This window comes from Pseudomonas karstica (genome assembly GCF_009707515.1).
Classification (GTDB): domain Bacteria; phylum Pseudomonadota; class Gammaproteobacteria; order Pseudomonadales; family Pseudomonadaceae; genus Aquipseudomonas; species Aquipseudomonas karstica.
Map to the genome: position 1 here is coordinate 13,365 of NZ_WLYI01000033.1, position 18,660 is coordinate 32,024.

The 18,660-nt window shown below is 59.3% G+C and carries 13 protein-coding genes; 8 read left to right on the forward strand and 5 right to left on the reverse strand.

Annotated elements, in window-relative coordinates:
* Positions 1 to 19: 19 nt before the first annotated feature.
* Positions 20 to 2,761 (reverse strand): aconitate hydratase AcnA, encoded by a 2,742-nt coding sequence (gene acnA, locus GIR22_RS21240; protein WP_154745233.1) that lies wholly within the window; start codon positions 2,759 to 2,761, stop codon positions 20 to 22.
* Between the two features lie 351 nt (positions 2,762 to 3,112).
* On the opposite strand from acnA, the gene rlmM reads away from it, so the two are divergent.
* Positions 3,113 to 4,186, forward strand: coding sequence for a 23S rRNA (cytidine(2498)-2'-O)-methyltransferase RlmM (gene rlmM / locus GIR22_RS21245; protein WP_154745234.1), 1,074 nt, complete (start codon positions 3,113 to 3,115; stop codon positions 4,184 to 4,186).
* 27 nt (positions 4,187 to 4,213) lie between these two features.
* A complete protein-coding gene (gene tusA, locus GIR22_RS21250; protein ID WP_154745235.1) occupies positions 4,214 to 4,465 on the forward strand; it encodes a sulfurtransferase TusA in 252 nt (83 codons plus the stop codon).
* Here the strand turns inward: tusA and GIR22_RS21255 are convergent.
* Complete coding sequence (locus tag GIR22_RS21255; protein WP_178122392.1) at positions 4,462 to 5,856, reverse strand: MATE family efflux transporter; 1,395 nt, start codon at positions 5,854 to 5,856, stop codon at positions 4,462 to 4,464. The genes tusA and GIR22_RS21255 overlap by 4 nt on opposite strands.
* Positions 5,857 to 6,026: 170 nt before the next feature.
* On the opposite strand from GIR22_RS21255, the gene pdxB reads away from it, so the two are divergent.
* Complete coding sequence (gene pdxB / locus GIR22_RS21260; protein WP_154745237.1) at positions 6,027 to 7,169, forward strand: 4-phosphoerythronate dehydrogenase PdxB; 1,143 nt, start codon at positions 6,027 to 6,029, stop codon at positions 7,167 to 7,169.
* 70 nt (positions 7,170 to 7,239) lie between these two features.
* Here the strand turns inward: pdxB and GIR22_RS21265 are convergent, their stop codons facing one another.
* Complete coding sequence (locus GIR22_RS21265) at positions 7,240 to 7,419, reverse strand: PA1571 family protein (RefSeq protein WP_154745238.1); 180 nt, start codon at positions 7,417 to 7,419, stop codon at positions 7,240 to 7,242.
* Between the two features lie 242 nt (positions 7,420 to 7,661).
* Here GIR22_RS21265 and GIR22_RS21270 point away from each other — a divergent pair, with 242 nt between their 5' ends.
* The gene (locus tag GIR22_RS21270; protein ID WP_178122393.1) at positions 7,662 to 9,437 is read left to right on the forward strand and encodes an ABC transporter transmembrane domain-containing protein; all 1,776 of its coding nucleotides are present in this window, start codon (positions 7,662 to 7,664) and stop codon (positions 9,435 to 9,437) included.
* Positions 9,438 to 9,510: 73 nt separating this feature from the next.
* On the opposite strand, the gene GIR22_RS21275 is transcribed toward GIR22_RS21270, so the two are convergent.
* Positions 9,511 to 11,439, reverse strand: coding sequence for a transglycosylase SLT domain-containing protein (locus GIR22_RS21275; protein ID WP_154745240.1), 1,929 nt, complete (start codon positions 11,437 to 11,439; stop codon positions 9,511 to 9,513).
* A gap of 212 nt (positions 11,440 to 11,651) precedes the next feature.
* Here GIR22_RS21275 and GIR22_RS21280 point away from each other — a divergent pair, with 212 nt between their 5' ends.
* Positions 11,652 to 13,568 (forward strand): ATP-binding cassette domain-containing protein, encoded by a 1,917-nt coding sequence (locus GIR22_RS21280; RefSeq protein WP_154745241.1) that lies wholly within the window; start codon positions 11,652 to 11,654, stop codon positions 13,566 to 13,568.
* Positions 13,569 to 13,632: 64 nt separating this feature from the next.
* Here GIR22_RS21280 and GIR22_RS21285 read toward each other — a convergent pair whose 3' ends face one another.
* Positions 13,633 to 14,079, reverse strand: a complete 447-nt coding sequence (locus GIR22_RS21285; protein WP_154745242.1) for a universal stress protein — start codon at positions 14,077 to 14,079, stop codon at positions 13,633 to 13,635.
* Between the two features lie 105 nt (positions 14,080 to 14,184).
* Between GIR22_RS21285 and GIR22_RS21290 the strand changes: the two genes are divergently transcribed.
* From GIR22_RS21290 to fadA, 3 genes are all read left to right on the forward strand, one after another.
* Complete coding sequence (locus GIR22_RS21290) at positions 14,185 to 14,622, forward strand: hypothetical protein (protein ID WP_154745243.1); 438 nt, start codon at positions 14,185 to 14,187, stop codon at positions 14,620 to 14,622.
* 644 nt (positions 14,623 to 15,266) lie between these two features.
* On the forward strand, positions 15,267 to 17,414 hold the full coding sequence (gene fadB, locus GIR22_RS21295; protein ID WP_154745244.1) for a fatty acid oxidation complex subunit alpha FadB: 2,148 nt from the start codon (positions 15,267 to 15,269) through the stop codon (positions 17,412 to 17,414).
* 29 nt (positions 17,415 to 17,443) lie between these two features.
* Positions 17,444 to 18,619 (forward strand): acetyl-CoA C-acyltransferase FadA, encoded by a 1,176-nt coding sequence (fadA, locus tag GIR22_RS21300; RefSeq protein ID WP_154745245.1) that lies wholly within the window; start codon positions 17,444 to 17,446, stop codon positions 18,617 to 18,619.
* Positions 18,620 to 18,660 lie beyond the last annotated feature (41 nt).

Here is an 18,660-nt window from a genome sequence, read left to right on the forward strand (position 1 = left end):
TTTTGCAGTACAGGGCTGGCTACGAGGCAATCAACCCCCGCAGTACATAATGCAAAATCCCTCCCGCCTTGAAGTACTCCACCTCATTCAGCGTATCGATCCTGCACAACACCTCGACGGTCTTGGTGCTCCCATCCTCCCGAGTAATCACCAGCGTCAAACTCATCCGCGGCTCAATCACGGCGTTCGTCAGGCCCAGGATGTCGATTTTCTCCTTGCCCGTCAGCCCCAACGTCTTGCGGTTCTGATCCAGCTTGAACTGCAGCGGCAGCACGCCCATGCCCACCAGGTTGGAGCGGTGAATCCGTTCGAAGCTTTCGGCGATTACGGCCTTGACGCCCAGCAGGTTGGTGCCCTTGGCTGCCCAGTCGCGGCTTGAGCCTGTGCCGTATTCCTGGCCGGCGATGACTACCAGCGGGGTGCCAGTGGCCTGGTATTTCATGGCCGCGTCGTAGATCGGCATTTTCTCGCCGGTGGGGATGTAGAGTGTATTGCCGCCTTCTTCGCCGCTGAGCATTTCGTTGCGGATGCGGATGTTGGCAAAGGTGCCGCGCATCATCACTTCATGGTTGCCGCGACGTGAGCCGTAGGAGTTGAAGTCGCGGGGCTCCACGCCTTGTTCGCGCAGGTAATGTCCGGCGGGGCTGTCGGCCTTGATGTTGCCGGCGGGGGAGATGTGGTCGGTGGTGACCGAGTCGCCGAGCAGGGCCAGCACGTTGGCGCCCTTGATGTCTGCGATCACCGGCAACGGGCCGGCAATGTCGTCGAAGAACGGTGGATGCTGGATGTAGGTGGAATCTTTCTGCCACACGTACGTCGCCGCTTGCGGCACTTCGATGGCTTGCCACTGTTCGTCGCCGGCGAAGACTTCGGCGTACTCCTTGTGGAACATGCCGGTGCTGACTTGTGCGACGGCATCGGCGATTTCCTGGCTGCTGGGCCAGATATCCCGAAGGTACACCGGCTTGCCATCCGAGCCGGTACCGAGTGGTTCGCTGCTGATGTCGATACGCACGCTGCCGGCCAGGGCGTAGGCCACTACCAAGGGTGGGGAGGCGAGCCAGTTGGTTTTCACCAGGGGGTGCACACGACCCTCGAAGTTACGGTTGCCGGACAGCACCGAAGCCACAGTGAGGTCGGCCTTCTGGATGGCTTTTTCAATGGGCTCCGGCAGAGGGCCAGAGTTGCCAATGCAGGTGGTACAGCCATAGCCCACCAGGTCGAAGCCCAATTTATCCAGGTACTGGGTCAGGCCGGCAGCCTTGTAGTAGTCGGTGACCACTTTCGAGCCGGGCGCCAGGGAGCTTTTCACCCATGGCTTGCGCTGAAGGCCCTTTTCCACGGCTTTTTTCGCCACCAGGCCCGCCGCCATCATCACGCTGGGGTTGGAGGTATTGGTGCACGAGGTGATTGCAGCGATGACCACGGCGCCGTTTTTCAGGCGATAGGTCTGGCCTTCGAAATCGTAATCGGCCTCACCCACCAAGTCGGCGTTACCCACGGCGACACCGCCGCCGCCTTCGCTTTCCAGGCGGCCTTCCTCCTTACTCGTCGGCTTGAATTGCAGGTCGAGAAAATCACTGAAGGCTTGGCCGACATTGGGCAGGGAGACGCGGTCCTGTGGGCGTTTCGGGCCGGCGAGGCTGGCTTCGACACTGCCCATGTCCAGGGACAGGCTGTCGGTGAAGACGGGTTCCTGGCCGGCGTTGCGCCACAGCCCCTGGGCTTTGGTGTAAGCCTCCACCAGTTTCACGGTGGCAGTCGGACGGCCCGACAAACGCAGGTAGTCCAGCGTCACTTCATCCACCGGGAAAAAGCCGCAGGTGGCGCCATATTCCGGAGCCATGTTGGCGATGGTGGCGCGGTCGGCCAGAGGCAGGTCGGCAAGGCCATCGCCATAGAATTCGACAAACTTGCCCACTACGCCTTTTTTACGCAGCATTTGGGTGACGGTCAGCACCAGGTCGGTGGCGGTGATGCCTTCTTTCAGTTTGCCAGTGAGCTTGAAGCCGATCACTTCCGGGATCAGCATCGACACCGGTTGGCCAAGCATCGCGGCTTCAGCCTCGATACCCCCCACGCCCCAGCCCAGCACGCCGAGGCCGTTGATCATGGTGGTGTGGGAGTCGGTACCTACCAAAGTGTCCGGGAATGCATAGGTGCGGCCGTCTTCGTCCTTGGTCCAGACGGTACGGCCGAGGTACTCCAGGTTGACCTGGTGACAGATACCGGTGCCTGGCGGGACGACGCTGAAGTTGTCGAAGGCGCTCTGGCCCCAACGCAGGAAAGCGTAGCGTTCGCCATTGCGCTGCATTTCAATGTCGACGTTCTGTTCAAAAGCGCTTGGGCTGCCGAATTTGTCGACCATTACCGAGTGGTCGATCACCAGGTCCACCGGCGACAGCGGGTTGATGCGCTGCGGATCACCACCGGCCTTGGCCACCGCGGCGCGCATGGCAGCCAGGTCGACCACGGCGGGTACGCCGGTAAAGTCTTGCATCAGTACGCGCGCCGGGCGGTATTGGATTTCACGGTCGCTGCAGCGCTCCTTGAGCCAGGCGGCAATGGCTTTCAGGTCGGCGCCAGTGACGGTTTTTTGGTCTTCCCAGCGCAGCAGGTTTTCCAACAGCACTTTGAGCGACATCGGCAGTTTGTCCAGATCACCCAGGCTCTTGGCGGCTTCGGGCAGGCTGAAGTAATGGTAGGTCTTGTCGTCGACTTCTAAGGTTTTAAGGGTTCTCAGGCTATCAAGGGATGACATTGAATGACTCCTTATGGTCCGCACGGCTACGGACCTGACGGGACGGACAGAGCGTCTAAGCTAGCCCTGTTTTAAGTAGCTGGCTAATAACTGGACTCTATGGGCAAGTCCTATGCCTTGTATGGCTCGTTCGTTAGTTCCAATTCGGACGCCAGAAGTTCATAGCCAGGGCGCTGTGACGAGCCATAACCTGCGATGGCGAGGAACAGCAACGCAGGATGTGGCCTTCTGGCGCCAGATTGGGCTAACAGAACGCGTCATGCAGGGCATTCGGGCTCCGAACTCGGCTATCATGCGCACGTTTTCATGACAGGCATTGCGCTAGAGCAAGCCGGTTGCCCAGGAGAGTCAATGAACACCCTTTTTATGCACTGCCGCCCGGGTTTTGAAGGCGAAGTCTGTTCCGAAATTGCGGAACACGCCGCTCGCCTGAACGTCTCGGGCTACGCCAAGGCCAAGACTGGCAGCGCCTGCGCCGAATTCGTCTGCACCGAAGAAGGCGGCGCACAACGCCTGATGCGCGGCCAGCGTTTTGCCGAACTGATCTTCCCTCGGCAGTGGGCGCGCGGGGTGTTTATCGACTTGCCGGAAACCGACCGGATCAGCGTGATCCTCGCTCATCTGCAAGGCTTTGCGGTGTGTGGCAGCCTGTGGCTGGAGATGGTCGACACCAACGATGGCAAGGAGCTGTCCAACTTCTGCAAGAAGTTCGAAGTTCATCTGCGCAAGGCATTGTTGGCGGCTGGCCGACTGGTGGAAGACCCGAGCAAGCCGCGCTTGCTGTTGACCTTTAAAAGTGGCCGCGAAGTGTTCATGGGGCTGGCGGAGTCGAATAATTCGGCGATGTGGCCGATGGGCATCCCCCGACTGAAATTTCCCCGGGAGGCGCCGAGTCGCTCAACCTTGAAGCTGGAGGAGGCCTGGCACCACTTTATCCCCCGGGATCAGTGGGACGAGCGCCTGCACAGTGACATGACCGGGGTCGACCTGGGTGCTGCTCCCGGCGGCTGGACCTGGCAACTGGTCAATCGCGGCATGCTGGTGACCGCAATCGACAACGGTCCCATGGCCGAAAGCCTGATGGACACAGGCTTGGTGCAGCATTTGATGGCCGATGGGTTCATCTACACACCCAAGCAGCCGGTGGATTGGATGGTCTGCGATATCGTCGAGAAACCGGCGCGCAATGCGGCGTTGCTGGAAACCTGGATTGGCGAGGGGCATTGCCGCGAAGCGGTAGTCAACCTGAAACTGCCGATGAAACAGCGTTATGCCGAAGTGAAGCGCCTGCTGGAACGGATCGCGGACGGCTTCAAGACGCGGGGCATTCGTGTGGAGATCGGCTGTAAGCAGCTGTACCACGACCGCGAAGAAGTGACCTGTCATTTGCGTCGCTTGGATGTGAAGAAGCCAAAGGCCCGGTAAACTGACGGCCAGTTTCAGGAGTGAATGATGAGCGACATTTTTGATACCCCCGTCGACGGCACCCTCGATGCCACCGGCCTCAACTGCCCGGAACCTGTGATGATGCTGCACCAGCACATCCGCGACCTGGAGCCAGGTGGCTTGTTGAAAGTCATCGCGACCGATCCCTCGACCCGTCGCGATATCCCTAAATTCTGCGTGTTCCTTGACCACGAGCTGGTGGACCAGCAAGAACAGGCCGGGACCTACCTGTACTGGATCCGCAAGAAATCCGCTTAAGCTGCTGAACGACTGAGCCGAATCTGCCGGCGCGCGCTGCGTGCCAGGCGGATCACCAACATCGCAGCTGCGCAGCTCAAACCCACGATCAGGCCCTGCCACAAACCACTTGGGCCACTGGCCGTGCCCAGCCAGTCCGTCAGCCCCAGCGCATAGCCCACCGGCAAACCCACTCCCCAGTAGGCGAACAGTGTCAGGACCATGGTCACCCGCGTGTCCTGGTAGCCGCGCAAGGCACCTGCGGCCGTGACCTGGATCGCATCGGAAAACTGAAACAGCGCAGCAAACACGATCAGCGTTGCCGCCACCTGGATCGCCAGTGTGTCCGAGGTATAGAGGGTGGCAATCTGTTCGCGAAACAGCAGCATCAGGCTGCAGGAAAGGCAGGCGTAAGCCAGCGCCGTGCCCATCCCGACACCTGCGGCGAAGCGTGCCTCACGGGGCTCGCCCCGGCCCAGGGCCTGGCCGACCCGCACGGTGACGGCCATGCTCAGGGAGTAGGGGATCATGAACACCAGGGAGCTGAAGTTCAGCGCGATCTGATGCCCGGCTACAACGGTAGCGCCCAGGCTGCCGATCAGCAGGGCGATGACCGCGAAGATGCTCGACTCGGCAAAGACGGCGATGCCGATGGGCAAACCGATGCTCAATATCCGCTTGATCACCGCCCATTGCGGCCAGTCAAAGCGCTTGAACAATTCGCTGGCCTGGTAAACCGGCGCCCAACGGGTCCAGCCGGCCAGTCCGAGCATCATCACCCACATCACAATCGCCGTAGCCCAGCCGCAACCGACGCCGCCCATGGCCGGCACGCCGAAATGGCCGTAGATGAACACGTAGTTCAACGGAATATTCAACGCCAGCCCACACAAGCCCAGGATCATGCTTGGCCGCGTACGGCCCAGGCCATCACTGAAACAGCGCAGCACGTAGTACAGCGCAACCGCCGGCATGCCCGAGGCGATGCCGTACAGATAGCCCATGCATGGCTTGATCAGCTCGGGGTCGACATTCATGGCATGCAGGATGGGTTCGGCGCTGACCAGCAACACCAGGGCAGCGAGCCCCACCATCAGCGCCAGCCACAATGATTGACGCACCAGCGGGCCGATCTCGTGATGGGTGCCGGCACCGAAGCGCTGGGCAACTTTGGGCGTGGTGGCCAGCAAGGTGCCAGTCATCAGCAGGTACACCGGGATCCAGATCGAGTTGCCTAGTGCAACTGCCGCCAAGTCTCGGGCACTGACTCGTCCGGCCATCACCGCGTCGACAAAGCCCATGGCGGTGGTTGCCAGTTGGCCGATCATGATCGGCAGGGCCAGGGCCAGCAGGTTGCGTACCTCCAGACTGACACGGGCGGGACGGGTGAGGGGGGTGGTGGCAGTGTTCACGTGCAGGTGTCCAAAAAAGGGGGAGCGCAGGACGGCGCATTCTACGCCTTGACATGTTGGTCAGGAAAAAACCTGTGTTGCGCATTTGTAAGCGCGCTTGCCGATACTGCCGATCAATCTCACTCCATCCCTGATCCCTGTACACTGCTGGTCCGCGAAAGGAGCCTGCCATGCTGATTGTTGCCGACGAAAATATCCCGCTACTCGATGCGTTCTTTGGAGGGTTTGGCGAGATTCGCCGCGTTGCTGGCCGTTCCATCGACCGTGCGGTCATCGAGCAGGCAGATGTGTTGCTGGTGCGTTCGGTGACCAACGTCAACCGTGCATTGCTTGAAGGTACTTCCGTGCGTTTTGTCGGGACTTGCACCATCGGTACCGACCACCTGGACCTTGATTATTTCCAGCGTGCCAGCATTCACTGGTCCAGCGCCCCGGGTTGTAACGCCCGTGGAGTGGTCGATTACGTGCTGGGTAGCCTGCTGACCCTGGCCGAGATCGAAGGCGCAGACCTCGCCCGACGCACCTATGGCATCGTGGGGGCCGGTGAAGTCGGCGGACGGCTGGTCAAGGTTCTCAAGGGGCTGGGTTGGAACGTGCGGGTCTGCGATCCGCCCCGGCAAGTCGCCGAAGGGGGTGATTACGTCAGCCTGGAGCAGCTCGTTGAGCAGTGCGACGTTATCAGCCTGCACACGCCGCTGAACAAATCCGGTAATGGCTCCACCTGGCATCTGTTTGATCGCCAGCGGTTGAACCAGCTCAAACCGGGTGCCTGGCTGATCAACGCCAGCCGTGGGCCGGTGGTGGATAACGCTGCCCTCAAGGATGTGCTGCTTGAGCGTGAGGACCTGCAAGCCGTTCTGGATGTCTGGGAAGGCGAGCCACAGGTGGATGTCGAGTTGGCCGACTTATGTGTACTGGCCACCCCGCACATCGCCGGCTACAGCCTGGATGGCAAACAGCGCGGCACGGCGCAGATCTATCAGGCGTTCTGCGAGCACCTGGGACAGGCGCCGAGCATTCAATTAAGTGATCTGCTGCCTGAGCCGTGGTTGTCCGAGGTGAGCCTCAATGCCAATACCGACCCGGCCTGGGCGCTGGCGATGCTGTGCCGCGGCGTATACGACCCGCGCCGCGACGATGCGGATTTGCGCCGTAGCCTCGTAGGAACCGTGGAAGAGCAGCGCAAGGCGTTTGACCTATTGCGCAAACACTACCCCGAGCGGCGAGAAATTGATGGGTTGACGGTGCGGATTAGTGGCGAGTCGGCTGCCTTGTCGAACATCGTGTCGGCGTTGGGTGCCCAGGCAACCTGAGCCCGAGTCCCTGTTGGAAAGCCATAAAAAAACCGGCCATCAAGGCCGGGTTTAAAAGCATTCTGGCAGTTCAGCCTTGCTTGGCAGGCTTGACCAATTTGTGCTCCAGCTCGCGGCACGCGTCCTGGATCATGTCTTCAGTGATCGGCACTTCGCGCCCTTTGGCATCGATGAATGAGCAACCCAGGTTTGCCTGTTGCTCCTTGCGGACCACTTGAACTTTGTCAGTACTGCTATTTTGCAAGGACATAGCCTGTCTCCTCATCAGGTTGTGTACCTACTTTAAAACCCCCGCGTGACCAAGCTGTTACAACTGCTACAACTACGTACACGAATGCTCAGTCCAGCAGAAACACTCTCGGTTTTCCAGCAGGACATTAGACCGTTAACGTCTACGCGCTAGCGCCAGCGGGCATAATTAACCTGACTCATTATGATTTACCCAAGTTCCATCGGATTGCAGTGTAGGCTTGAGGTTGTACTCCTCAGGTGATGCTCTCTATGCTCTCAGCCCGTCAACGCCGCGCCATTCGCTTGGCCAGCCGCTTTATTGCCCCTTACCGCTGGCAGGCGCTGGGCGCCTTGTTGGCACTGATAGTCACCGCTGGCATCACCTTGTCCATGGGGCAGGGCATCAAGCTGCTGGTGGATCAGGGCTTCATGACCCAGTCGCCCCATTTGCTCAACCAGTCCATCGCTCTGTTCATGATTCTGGTACTTGGCCTGGCAGTGGGTACCTTTGCACGGTTCTACCTGGTGTCGTGGATCGGCGAACGTGTGGTGGCAGACATTCGCCGCCTGGTATTCAACCACCTGATCTACCTGCACCCCGGTTTCTACGAAAACAACCGTAGCTCGGAAATCCAGTCCCGGCTGACCGCAGATACCACCTTGCTGCAATCGGTGATTGGCTCCTCGTTATCACTGTTCCTGCGCAACGCATTGATGGTGATCGGCGGGATCGTGTTGCTGTTTATCACCAACCCCAAGCTCACCAGCATTGTCGTGGTTGCGTTGCCGCTGGTGCTGGCGCCGATCCTGATTTTCGGCCGTCGGGTGCGCAGTCTGTCGCGCCTGAGCCAGGACCGCATCGCTGATGTCGGTAGCTACGTGTCCGAGACCCTCGGCCAGATCAAGACCGTACAGGCCTATAACCATCAGGTGCAGGACGAGCAGCGCTTCGCTGTCACCGTGGAAGAAGCCTTCACCACCGCCCGCAAACGCATCCTCCAGCGTGCCTGGCTGATTACCCTGGTGATCACGTTGGTTCTGGGCGCCGTGGGCGTGATGCTCTGGGTTGGCGGTATGGACGTGATTGCCGGGCGCATTTCTGGCGGCGAACTGGCGGCGTTTGTGTTTTACAGCCTGATCGTTGGCAGTGCCTTTGGCACCCTGAGCGAAGTGATCGGCGAGCTCCAGCGGGCGGCTGGGGCGGCCGAACGGATTGCTGAGCTGTTGCAGTCAAACAATGAGATTCAGGCGCCGGCCAGTGGTACGGTCATGTTGCCGGAGCGGGTCAGCGGCCAATTGGAGCTGCAGGACCTGCACTTTTCCTACCCGTCGCGTCCAGATCGCTACGCCATCGATGGCTTGAGCCTGACGATCAATGCGGGCGAAACCCTTGCGTTGGTCGGTCCGTCAGGTGCTGGCAAATCGACGGTTTTTGATCTGCTGCTGCGTTTCTACGATCCGCAGCAAGGTCGCGTCCTTCTGGAAGGGCACGCCCTGACCGAACTTGATCCGCTGGACCTGCGTCGCTGTTTCGCACTCGTGTCCCAGAGCCCGGCGCTGTTCTTCGGCAGCGTTGAAGAAAACATTCGCTACGGCAATCCCTCGGCCACCTTTGCCCAAGTCGAAGAGGCTGCACGCATTGCTCACGCTCACGACTTCATCCTGCAAATGCCCGACGGCTACCAAACTCACCTGGGCGATGGTGGCATGGGGCTCTCCGGTGGTCAGCGCCAGCGCCTGGCTATTGCGAGGGCCTTGTTGGTGGACGCACCGATCCTGCTGCTGGACGAAGCCACCAGCGCCCTCGACGCCCAGAGCGAGCACCTGATCCAGCAAGCCTTGCCGCAGTTGATGCAGGGTCGCACCACCTTGGTGATTGCTCACCGCCTGGCCACGGTTAAAAACGCTGATCGGATCGCGGTGATGGACCAAGGCAAGCTGGTGGCGGTGGGCACGCATCAGCAGTTGATCGACAGTAACCCGCTGTATGCGCGGTTGGCGGCGCTGCAGTTCAGTGACGGGCATATGCAACCCTAAAAAATGCCCGCATTTCACAATGCGGGCATTTTTTCACTTGCAGCTTCAAGCTTGGAGCTTCGAGCGGCTCCTTCTACTGATCATCGAAATACCGCTCATGCCAATCCACCAGCGGTTGTGGCGCATTGAGCTTCTGCCCATAGATCACAGAATAAGACAGCACGTTCTGCACATATTGGCGGGTTTCGTCGAAGGGGATGCTTTCCACCCATACGTCGAAACTCAGGTGATCAGCACCGCGCAACCATTGGCGCACGCGGCCCGGGCCAGCGTTGTAAGCTGCGGAGGCGAGCACGCGGTTGCCGTTGAACTGGCTGTGGACCTGGCTCAGGTACGCGGCACCCAGTCGGATGTTTTTGTCCGGGTTCAACACTTGTGCAGGCGAGGCGAGCGGGATGTTGAACTTACGCGCAGTCTCCTTGGCGGTGGCTGGCATCAATTGCATCAGGCCGGTGGCTCCGGCGCCGGAGCGGGCGTCGTCCATGAAGGCGCTCTCTTGGCGAGTAATGGCAAACACCCAGCTTGAATGCAGGCCACGGACCTTGGCTTCGCGCACCAGAGTGTCGCGGTGAGCCATGGGAAAGCGGATGTTCAGGTCGTCCCAGTATTTCGCCTGGCTGATGGTGCGGATCGCCGGGAAATACCATTTCATGTCGTAGGCCAGTTTGGCCTGGGCGACCATCTCATCACGGTTGAAGTGGCGGCTGACGTGGTACCACTCACGGCGACCGTCGACGATCTGGCCACGGGCATAGAACTCCAGGGCGCGGCGCACGCCTGGGGTGTTACGCACCTTGTTGACCAGCGCCGGACTCAATACCAGCGGCTTATTGTTCAACTGATAAGGGGCCAGGGAGCGGTCCGCCGCCAGGAAACCGTAGAAGTCCCGTTCTTTCGCCAGACTTTTATATAACACCAGGGCTTGTGGGTTTTTCGGTTCTGCCAGTTCCAGGCTACGGGCCTGCCAGTAGCGCCAACGGTTGGTGGTGGCCAGATCCTCAGGCAGCTTGCGGGTCAGTTGGTAGGCATCTTCCCAGCGGGCCAGGCGCAGCAACAGGCGCAGACGCCACTCGGACACTGTGTTGTCTCGCAGTTGCGGGTCGTACTTGGTCATCACGTCCAGGGCGCGAGGATCGAAACGTCGCGCCAGGGTCAGGCCGATTTCCCGGGCTATGGACACTTTTTCGTCGCGGGAGAAGTGCATGCTGGCGGCATAACCGTCCAGCAGGGCCATGGCCTTGTCAGGATCCTGGCGGGCCAGGCGTCGAAGACCGAGGCCGACGGCATCGGACATCGCCTCGGTAGCCGGCAGGAAGCGTGATGGATCACTGAGCATGGCGGGTTTTTGCGCCACATCCACCATCAGGCGGCCTTGGGGGCCGAGAGTTGGCAAGGTTTTCACCAGGCTATTGGCCAGTGCGTAGTTGCGCGCTTCGGCAGCCAGCTTGGTGCGGGCCCAGATTTTTTGTTCGGTCAGTTGGCCATCAGCGGCCCATTGGCCAAAGGTGGCATCGCAGGCGGCGGGTTGGGATTTACCGCTCATCCACAGCTTTTCGGCGGTTTTGTAGCCCTCGGCCTTGAGGTTGTGGCTCAACTGGTACTGGCCATGAAGGCAGTCCAGTTCGACGAAGTTGAGTTTTGCGTCGTAGTACTTTTCAAAGGTTTTCCAGTCGCCACGCTCGGCCAGCCAGCGCAACCAGCGCAATTTCATCCAATTGGCCTGGGGCAGGTCGCCGTTTTTTGCGAGGAACTGTTCGATTTCCGCGTTACTGGCGGACTTCAAGCGGGCGGTCAGCTCGTCGTAAGCCAGGTACGGCGTCAGCGGATAGTCGGCCAAGGCCTGGCTATATTGCATATAGGGACCGGTATCACCCTTGGCCAAGGCCCGTTTGGCTTGATCGTAATATTGGCGTTGGGTGGTCAGATCCACGGCCTGTGCGGACTGAGCGGCGGTGGCGGAAAGAAGCAGGCAAGATAAAAAGTTGAAAAGGCGACTGCGCATGAGACGTCCGTGCAGAGGAATCAGGGCTAGTGCCGGCCTCGCCGACACTGATTGCCCCTAGCTTAGCCTTTTGCCCACAGTGGGTGAAAGCTTTGCCGGTCGCTTCGCTCAAGTTCAGCAGAAATGTCCTACAGAACGTGTCGGCCGCGAAAATGCCGGCCGCCTCAGGCCCTAAGTCAGGTAGAATGCGCGCCCAGTTTTTGGAGAAGCTCATGACCCTGCTCAAATTCAGCGATGTGTCCCTTGCTTTCGGCGCTATGCCGTTGTTGGACAAGGTGTCCTGGCAGATCGCCCGTGGTGAGCGGGTGTGCATCATCGGCCGTAACGGCACCGGCAAATCCAGCATGATGAAGCTGGTCAAGGGCGATCAGAAGCCCGATGAAGGCTCTGTCTGGCGTGCGCCGGGCCTCAAGATTGGCGAATTGCCGCAAGAGTTGCCGGTGGCCGACGAGCGGACAGTGTTCGACGTGGTTGCCGAAGGCCTGGACGGTGTGGGTGAGTTGCTCGCGCAATACCACCACCTGAGCCAGAACATCGTCACCGACGCTGACCTGGACAAGTTGATGCACGTTCAGCACGACCTCGAAGCCCGTGACGGCTGGCGCCTGCAGCAATTGGTCGACAGCACCCTCAGCCGCCTGCAACTGCCGGCTGACAAGACCCTCGCCGAATTGTCCGGCGGCTGGCGTCGTCGTGTCCTGCTGGCCCAGGCCCTGGTTTCCGAGCCGGACCTGCTGCTGCTCGACGAGCCAACCAACCACCTGGACATTGGCGCCATCGCCTGGCTCGAAGAAGCCCTCAAGGACTTCCAGGGCGCCGTGCTGTTCATCACGCACGACCGTTCGTTCCTGCAAAATCTCGCTACCCGCATCCTGGAGTTGGATCGCGGCGGCCTGATCGACTGGAACGGCGACTACGCCAGCTTCCTGGTACACAAAGAAGCGTCTCTGGCAGCTGAAGATACCGCCAATGCGCTGTTCGACAAGAAGCTGGCCCAGGAAGAAGTCTGGATCCGACAGGGCATCAAGGCGCGTCGCACCCGTAACGAAGGCCGTGTACGTGCCCTGAAAGCCCTGCGCAACGAGCGTAGCGAGCGTCGTGAGCGCACCGGCAAGGCCAACATTCAGCTGGATACCGCCGATAAGTCGGGCAAGCAGGTGATGGTTCTGGAAGACGTGAGCTTCGCTCACCCAGGTGGCCCGTTCCTGATCAAGGACTTCTCCATGGTCCTGCAGCGCGGCGACCGCATCGGCCTGCTGGGCGCCAACGGTACCGGCAAGACCACCTTGCTCAAGCTGATGCTCAATGGCCTGCAACCGACCAGCGGCACAGTGGAAGAGGGCACGCGCATCGACGTGGCCTACTTCGATCAGTTGCGTCACCAGTTGGACCTGGAAAAAACCGTGATCGACAACGTTGCCGAAGGTCGCGACTTTATCGACATCGACGGCCAGAGCCGCCACGTGCTGAGCTACCTGGGCGACTTCCTGTTCAGCCCGCAACGTGCACGTACGCCGGTCAAGGCATTATCCGGTGGTGAACGTGCGCGCCTGCTGCTGGCCAAGCTGTTCAGCAAGCCGGCCAACCTGCTGGTGCTCGACGAACCGACCAACGACCTCGACGTGGAAACCCTGGAACTGCTGGAAGAGGTCTTGCTGACCTTCAATGGCACTGTGCTGATGGTCAGTCACGACCGGGCATTCCTCGACAACGTGGTCACCAGCACCCTGGTCTTCGAAGGTGAAGGCAAGGTGCGTGAATACGTCGGTGGCTATCAGGACTGGCTGCGTCAGGGCGGCTCGCCGCGCCTGCTGGGCGTGACTGAAAGCAAGTCCGGCAAGGCTGACTTGAACTCGGCGGTGGTTGCGCCGGTTGCAACACCTGCCCCAACGCAGGAAGCGCCCGCGGCAAAGAAAAAACTCAGCTACAAGCTGCAACGTGAGTTGGAAGCGCTGCCGGGTGAGATCGACGCCAAGGAACAGCAGATCGCCGCCGTTGAGGCTGAAATGGCCGACGCGGGCTTCTATCAGCGTCCTGCGGCCGAAACCGCCAAGGTCATTGCGTCCCTTGAGCAGTTGAACAAAGAACTGGATGTATTGGTTGAGCGTTGGGCCGAACTGGATGCCTGAGTGATTCAAGCGCAATAAAAAGCCCGGCCTCACGGATGTGAGTGCCGGGCTTTTCATATCGGTACTACTTGCTGGTGTCTTTGACCAGTTTCACGGCCAGCACATCGCAGGGTGCGCCGTGCAGCACATCATTGGCGGTAGAGCCCAGCAGCAGCGCCAGGCCGTGGCGGCCGTGACTGCCGACCACGATCAGGTCGCAATGCTGCTCCTTGGCCAGATGGTGGATTTCCTGGCGGGGCTGGCCGTAAGTGAGGTGAGAGTTTTCCTTGGTTACTTCAGGGTATTTGAGGATCAATCGTTCAAGGCGCTCTTTGGCCTGATCAAACTGTTGTTGTTGCAACTGGGAAAGATCCATGGGGACGTCGCCACCAAAGGCCATGGCCATTGGCTCGACGATGTGCACCAGTGACAGTTTTGCGTTGCTGGCGACTGCGAAAGCCCGCGCTCGCTTGATGACTGGATCGCACTCTTCGGTCAGATCTACGGCGACCAGAATATGTTCGTATGACATGGGGCGTTCCTCCAGGAGACTGCAATAAGTTCAGTATGGCTGCTTTCAGGCGGATGGGGTTGCGTCAGGTCAAATCCGCTCATCAAGAAATTCGGGAGTACACATATGACGGTCTGGATAGTGGTGTCAATCCTTGTAGTGGTCTTGAGCCCTCTGGCATGGCTGCGTCCCTCGCGCCATCAGAGCGGGCGCATGGCCCTGCGCATGGAGGCGCGCCGCATCGGCCTGGCCATGCAACTGGCGCCCCAGGAGTGGCCGCACTGGCTCAAGCAGGAGCCGCCGAGCCCTTGTGCGCAGTATCACCGTCCACGGCGGGGCAACCTACCTCAATGCTGGAGTTATTGGCAATTGGAGCCAGGGATCTGGGTGAATCAGTGGCAGGAAATCTGCGACGATGAAAAGTTGTTGCCGCATTTTGCAACGCTGCCGGCCAACGTCTACAAGGTCGAGGCGGACAAGCAAATGATCACGTTGTACTGGGGCGAGAAGGGCAAGGTGAGTGTTTTGCAGGACATCAATGCGGTGCTCAAGGCTCTGGCGTGACGCAGTCCCATTTTGTAGGAGCGAGGCGCGCCCCCCCAGCCCTTGCTCGCGAAAGTCGTCAACGATAACGCGGGCATTCAGGTTGAGCGCGGGGCCCTCACGCTTTTCGCGAGCAAGCTCGCTCCTACAGAAAAGCAAAGTGCAGGCAATAAAAAGCCCGATATCAACATCGGGCTGGAGTTGGCCAGGCAGGCCGGTAATTCGTCAGTAGCCAAGTCGCTCTATCACGCGGGATGTTCATCCTCGCGTTCATACTTCCCTGCTAAGGTTGCCCCAGCCTAGCCGGATATCTTGGCCTGTACAGGCTTTTGCGTAGACTTTTGAATTATTGATCTGGTGAATGGTTAGGCATTGGCAATTCGTTGGTGTGTAGCACAGGTTACGAAATGACTGAAAAGTCGCGTTTTGCCTGCGCTTTCGGGCGATTGACAATTGCTCTGAATTGAATGAAGGTGGCATACCCAAATCAAACGGGCGTATGAATTGAGCGTTTGTATTTCAGGCCGCTCTTACAGAATCCCGACTATCGCGTTGACGGGTGTGCCTGGCGGATTGGCGTTAGCATCGACGGTAAACGTCCCTGCTGAACCTATGGCCAGCGTCCAACGTGTACTGTTCAGCTTCCATATCGTGGAGATCAGTTGATGATTTACGAAGGTAAAGCCATCACGGTTAAGGCTCTTGAAAGTGGCATCGTCGAATTGAAATTCGACCTCAAGGGTGAGTCCGTCAACAAGTTCAACCGTCTAACCCTGAACGAACTGCGTCAGGCCGTAAACACTATCAAAGCCGATGCATCGGTCAAAGGCGTGATCGTTTCCAGTGGCAAGGACGTGTTCATCGTTGGCGCCGATATCACCGAATTCGTCGACAACTTCAAGCTGCCCGATGCGGAACTTGTGGCTGGTAACCTTGAAGCCAACAAGATTTTCAGCGATTTTGAAGACCTCAACGTACCGACCGTTGCCGCAATCAATGGCATTGCGCTGGGCGGCGGTCTGGAAATGTGCCTGGCCGCGGACTTCCGCGTCATGGCCAGCACCGCGAAGATCGGCCTGCCGGAAGTCAAGCTGGGCATCTACCCAGGCTTCGGCGGTACCGTGCGCTTGCCGCGCATCATTGGTGCCGACAATGCCATCGAGTGGATCGCTGCGGGCAAGGAAAACCGTGCTGAAGACGCGCTGAAAGTTGGTGCTGTCGATGCCGTGGTTGCTCCCGAGAAGCTGGCAGAAGCGGCACTGAGCCTGATCAAAGGCGCCATCAACGGTGAGTTTGACTACAAGGCCAAGCGTCAGCCGAAGCTGGAAAAACTCAAGCTCAACGCCATCGAACAAATGATGTCGTTCGAAACCGCCAAGGGCTTCGTGGCCGGCCAGGCCGGCCCGAACTACCCGGCGCCGGTTGAAGCGATCAAGACCATCCAGAAAGCCGCGAATTTCGGTCGCGACAAGGCGCTGGAAGTTGAAGCAGCCGGTTTCGTCAAGCTGGCCAAGACCTCTGCTGCACAGAGCTTGATCGGTCTATTCCTGAACGATCAGGAACTGAAGAAAAAGGCCAAGGCCTACGACGAAATCGCCAAGGACGTGAAGCAGGCTGCCGTACTCGGTGCCGGTATCATGGGTGGCGGTATCGCCTATCAGTCGGCGTCCAAAGGCACGCCGATCCTGATGAAGGATATCAACGAGCATGGTATCGAGCAGGGCTTGGCAGAAGCAGCGAAATTGCTGGTGGGCCGCGTTGATAAAGGTCGCATGACCGCAGCGAAAATGGCTGAAATACTCAATGGTATTCGTCCTACCTTGTCCTACGGCGATTTCGGTCATGTCGACCTGGTAGTCGAAGCGGTTGTCGAGAACCCGAAAGTCAAGCAGGCGGTATTGGCTGAAGTAGAAGCCCAGGTCAAAGACGACACCATCCTGGCATCGAACACCTCGACCATTTCCATCACCTTGCTGGCCAAGGCCCTCAAGCGTCCGGAAAACTTCGTCGGCATGCACTTCTTCAACCCGGTGCACATGATGCCGTTGGTGGAAGTGATCCGCGGCGAGAAGTCCAGTGAACTGGCAGTCGCCACCACCGTGGCCTACGCCAAGAAAATGGGCAAGAACCCGATCGTGGTCAACGACTGCCCGGGTTTCCTGGTTAACCGCGTGTTGTTCCCATACTTCGGCGGTTTCGCCAAGCTGGTGAGCGCCGGTGTGGACTTCGTCCGTATCGACAAGGTCATGGAGAAATTCGGCTGGCCAATGGGCCCGGCGTACCTGATGGACGTAGTCGGTATCGACACTGGCCATCATGGTCGTGACGTGATGGCTGAAGGTTTTCCGGACCGCATGAAAGACGACCGCCGTTCGGCTGTCGACGCGCTCTACGAAGCCAAGCGCCTGGGCCAAAAGAATGGCAAGGGCTTCTATGCCTACGAGACCGACAAGAAGGGCAAGCAGAAGAAAGTCGCCGACCCGTCGGTGCTGGAAGTGCTCAAGCCGATCGTCTACGAACAGCGTGAGGTGTCCGACGAGGACATCATCAACTGGATGATGATCGCCCTGTGCCTGGAAACCGTGCGCTGCCTGGAAGACGGCATCGTCGAAACCGCTGCCGAAGCCGATATGGGCCTGGTGTACGGTATTGGTTTCCCTCCATTCCGTGGTGGTGCGCTGCGTTACATTGATTCCATCGGTGTGGCCGAGTTCGTTGCCCTGGCTGATCAATACGCTGATTTGGGCCCGTTGTACCACCCGACTGCGAAGCTGCGTGAGATGGCCAAGAACGGCCAGAGCTTCTTCGGTTAAGTGCCCAGACGACTAGAGCGAGAATATTTATGAGCTTGAATCCAAGAGACGTCGTGATTGTCGACTTCGGTCGTACTCCGATGGGCCGCTCCAAGGGCGGCATGCACCGCAACACCCGTGCCGAAGACATGTCGGCACACCTGATCAGCAAATTGCTGGAGCGCAACGTCAAGGTCGACCCTAACGAAGTCGAAGACGTGGTCTGGGGCTGCGTGAACCAGACCCTGGAGCAGGGCTGGAACATCGCCCGCATGGCGTCGTTGATGACCCAGATCCCGCACACTGCAGCCGGCCAGACCGTCAGCCGCCTGTGTGGCTCGTCCATGAGCGCGCTGCACACTGCCGCACAAGCAATCATGACCGGCAACGGTGATGTGTTCGTGGTCGGTGGCGTAGAACACATGGGTCACGTCAGCATGATGCACGGTGTCGACCCGAACCCGCACATGTCCCTGTACGCGGCGAAAGCCTCGGGCATGATGGGCCTGACCGCGGAAATGCTCGGCAAGATGCACGGCATCACCCGCGAAGCCCAGGATGCCTTTGGCCTGCGCTCCCACCAGCTTGCCCACAAGGCAACCCTGGAAGGTAAGTTCAAGGATGAGATCATCCCGATGAACGGCTACGACGAGAACGGTTTCCTGAAACTGTTCGACTACGACGAAACCATTCGTCCGGACACCACCCTGGAAAGTTTGGCGGCCCTCAAGCCGGCCTTCAATCCCAAGGGCGGCACCGTGACAGCCGGTACGTCGTCGCAGATCACCGATGGTGCTTCGTGCATGATCGTGATGTCGGCCCAGCGTGCCCAGGACCTGGGCATCCAGCCGATGGCGGTGATTCGTTCGATGGCCGTGGCGGGTGTGGATCCGGCGATCATGGGCTATGGTCCAGTACCGGCCACACAAAAAGCATTGAAGCGCGCGGGCCTGACCATCTCCGATATCGACTTCTTCGAACTCAACGAAGCTTTCGCCGCACAGGCCCTGCCAGTGCTGAAAGATTTGAAAGTACTCGACAAGATGAACGAGAAGGTTAACCTGCACGGCGGCGCGATTGCTCTGGGACACCCATTCGGTTGCTCCGGCGCACGTATCTCCGGCACGTTGCTTAACGTGATGAAGCAAAATGGCGGCAATCTTGGGGTAGCCACCATGTGCATTGGCCTTGGCCAAGGCATCTCCACCGTCTTCGAACGCATCTAAGCATTCGGTTGACGGAAGCCGGGGCCCAGTGCCCCGGTTTT

Coding starts and splice junctions, on each gene's coding strand:
- acnA (WP_154745233.1), bottom strand. CDS start 2,761: ATGTCATCCCTTGATAGCCTGAGAACCCTTAAAACCTTAGAAGTCGAC.
- rlmM (WP_154745234.1), top strand. CDS start 3,113: ATGAACACCCTTTTTATGCACTGCCGCCCGGGTTTTGAAGGCGAAGTC.
- tusA (WP_154745235.1), top strand. CDS start 4,214: ATGAGCGACATTTTTGATACCCCCGTCGACGGCACCCTCGATGCCACC.
- pdxB (WP_154745237.1), top strand. CDS start 6,027: ATGCTGATTGTTGCCGACGAAAATATCCCGCTACTCGATGCGTTCTTT.
- GIR22_RS21265 (WP_154745238.1), bottom strand. CDS start 7,419: ATGTCCTTGCAAAATAGCAGTACTGACAAAGTTCAAGTGGTCCGCAAG.
- GIR22_RS21270 (WP_178122393.1), top strand. CDS start 7,662: ATGCTCTCTATGCTCTCAGCCCGTCAACGCCGCGCCATTCGCTTGGCC.
- GIR22_RS21275 (WP_154745240.1), bottom strand. CDS start 11,439: ATGCGCAGTCGCCTTTTCAACTTTTTATCTTGCCTGCTTCTTTCCGCC.
- GIR22_RS21280 (WP_154745241.1), top strand. CDS start 11,652: ATGACCCTGCTCAAATTCAGCGATGTGTCCCTTGCTTTCGGCGCTATG.
- GIR22_RS21285 (WP_154745242.1), bottom strand. CDS start 14,079: ATGTCATACGAACATATTCTGGTCGCCGTAGATCTGACCGAAGAGTGC.
- GIR22_RS21290 (WP_154745243.1), top strand. CDS start 14,185: ATGACGGTCTGGATAGTGGTGTCAATCCTTGTAGTGGTCTTGAGCCCT.
- fadB (WP_154745244.1), top strand. CDS start 15,267: ATGATTTACGAAGGTAAAGCCATCACGGTTAAGGCTCTTGAAAGTGGC.
- fadA (WP_154745245.1), top strand. CDS start 17,444: ATGAGCTTGAATCCAAGAGACGTCGTGATTGTCGACTTCGGTCGTACT.